Source organism: Streptomyces sp. A1136, assembly GCF_004795055.1.
GTDB lineage: Bacteria > Actinomycetota > Actinomycetes > Streptomycetales > Streptomycetaceae > Streptomyces.
The window spans coordinates 1-1,050 of sequence record NZ_SSBJ01000104.1; the positions used below are offsets into that span (position 1 = coordinate 1).

Below are 1,050 nucleotides of genomic sequence, written 5' to 3' on the forward strand. Positions count from 1 at the left end.
CGGTGGGGGTCGACGAGACTGGACCGGTATTTGGGGACGCGGAGCATCCGCTCGGGCCGCTCGGCGCGGGCATAGCGTTTGACGGTATTCAGGGCCAGTTGGAGGCGGCGGGCGCATTCCAGGAGGCCCACGCCCTGATTGAGTAGGCCGTGGACCTGGTGCCAGCGTTCCAGCGTGGTCTGGGCTCGGGGTCCGTCATAGATGGGGGCGTCGAGTATGGCGGCCCAGCAGGTACCGTGCGCCTTCACCTCGTCCAGGGCGGCATCGCACAGGTTGTGCCACAGATGCCAGCGGTCACTGACCTGCACCGCCTCCGGCAGGGCACGGCGGATGGCTTCCGCGTAGGTCGCCGATCCGTCACGGCACACAACCTCGACCCCCGGATGGGCACGCAGCCACGCTTCCAGCGTGCCGGCCGTGCGGTCGGGCAGGACATCGATCCGTTCATGGGTCTCAGCGTCGATCACCACGGTGGCATAGCGGTACCGCCGGCGCAGAGCGAAGTCGTCCACGCCGATCACCCGGGGAATCCGTCCGGCCGGCAAGGGGATGCCCAGCAGGACGCGGAGGGCTGTGTGACGGGACAGGCCCATGGCGAGTGCTGCCAGCAACCGTACTCCCGCCCGGCCCGCTAACTCCTTCACCACCGTCTTGACCTGCCTGGACAGACGGGTAGTGCGCCGCTGATAACGCTCCAGCACCCCTGGCACCTGCTCGCGGAAGGTCTGGCGGCACCCGCGCGTGGGACACACCAGGCGCCGCACCCGTACTCGGAGCACCACCCGCCGGCCGTCGACCGGCACATCGGCCACCGTCCGCCAGTGATAGCTGTGCACTTGCCCCGACACCACCCCGCACACCGGGCAGGGAGATGGCTCTCTCGGAGCCCGCCCTCTCACCACGATCCGCCCGCCCTCATCGACCACATCCTCGACGACCAGCGGCGATATCCCCGAAAACACCATCCGCACAAGCTCGTTGCCATCCATCACACCAACAACAACGACCTCGACCACCCTCCGTCACCACCGAATGTGAGACAGAGCCGTT

At 67.9% G+C, this 1,050-nt stretch carries 1 protein-coding gene; it reads right to left on the minus strand.

Annotation, left to right across the window (positions count from 1 at the left end):
* The coding region (locus E6R62_RS37440; protein WP_136217908.1) for an ISL3 family transposase at nucleotides 1-989 on the minus strand (989 nt) is incomplete at its 3' end.
* Between the last annotated feature and the right edge of the window lie 61 nt (nucleotides 990-1,050).